The organism is Paratractidigestivibacter sp. (genome assembly GCF_052362415.1).
Classification (GTDB): domain Bacteria; phylum Actinomycetota; class Coriobacteriia; order Coriobacteriales; family Atopobiaceae; genus Paratractidigestivibacter.
Genome location: NZ_DAWEMK010000159.1, coordinates 408 through 1,545, shown reverse-complemented (window position 1 = coordinate 1,545; position 1,138 = coordinate 408). Strand labels below are relative to the sequence as shown.

Sequence of the window (1,138 nt, the reverse complement as noted above, 5' to 3'; positions counted from 1 at the left end):
ATGCCGTCCCGATGCGGACCACGGCACCGCGACTCGGGAACGCGCCGTCGTTCCCGCCGCGGCGTCGTCTCCAATCCCACGGGAGCCCAGCAACCGCCGACAGATCGCATCCCATGCCTGGAAGCCTCGGCGCCCATGCCTGATTCCATGCCGCACGCCTGCGCCCTTCCGATCCGAAACCCGCCCCGGCGTTCCTTGGACGCGCAGGGTCGCACGCCGGCAGGCGGCCCGCAAGGGCCGCGACACTTTTTCGGGTTCTTCGCTCCATGCGCTGCGCGCGCGAACAACGCGAAAAACTGCCGTCGGAATACTTCTATTTCCACGCCCGACTTCGCTTCCTCCCTTGCCGGCACGCCCGCGCCGCATGCGACTCACGCGACGCAAGGCACGCCACAGGGGCGGGCCTCCGAGTCTAAGGAGCAAGACATGAACGACATGAAGGAAAAGGCGATGGGCGCGGTCAGGACCTTCCTCGAGCGTAAGGGCTACGAGATCGTCGATGAGGCCTGGCAGGGGCCCGAGGGCATCGGCGGAATCGACCTCGTGGCGGTGGACGAGGACGGGACCCTGGTCTTCGTCGACGCCACGGTCCGGATCGGAACGGACGGCTTCCCCGAGGCCCACAGGGCGCGCGGGCTGCGCGAGGCGCTGGCGGCGACGTGGCTCGCCGGCAACGGCGACGACTACGCCGACACGCCGGTCCGCTTCGACGAGGTGGCGATGATGGTCGTCAAGGAAAACCGAGCGCTCCTGCGCCACCACATCAACTGCTTCGGCGAGATGGAGCCGCTCTCCTAGGCGGCGCGCCCGGCCCCGGGCTCCCGGGGCCGGGTTTCCCCGAATCCACCCCTTGTACCACGAAAGCGTACATATCCGTACGTTTTCGTGGTACACTCCGCTTGTCGGACAAATCCGTACGGTTTTGTCCCGACGCTCCGAGACTCGGGGCGCGCCGGACCGGATGCGCCGAGGCGCGCCCCACGCTAGAGAGGACGCGACCCATGCGCACGATAGCCATTTCCAACTACAAGGGCGGCGTCGGCAAGACGACGACCGCCGTGAACCTGGCGGCGATCTTCGCCGCCCGGGGCCTTCGGACCCTGCTTGTCGACCTCGACCCGCAGGCGTCTGCCACAGA

At 68.0% G+C, this 1,138-nt stretch carries 2 protein-coding genes; both read left to right on the top strand.

Annotation, left to right across the window (positions count from 1 at the left end; genetic code table 11):
* Nucleotides 1-426: 426 nt before the first annotated feature.
* Entirely contained in the window at nt 427-798 is a 372-nt protein-coding gene (locus ACT84W_RS10300; RefSeq protein ID WP_073293294.1) for a YraN family protein, read from the top strand.
* A gap of 203 nt (nt 799-1,001) precedes the next feature.
* Nucleotides 1,002-1,138, top strand: a 137-nt coding sequence (locus ACT84W_RS10295; protein ID WP_444329144.1) for a ParA family protein, incomplete at its 3' end; no start/stop codon positions are given.

What these genes read in the sequence shown, in the direction of transcription:
- ACT84W_RS10300 (WP_073293294.1), top strand. Translation starts at nt 427, where the DNA reads ATGAACGACATGAAGGAAAAGGCGATGGGCGCGGTCAGGACCTTCCTC.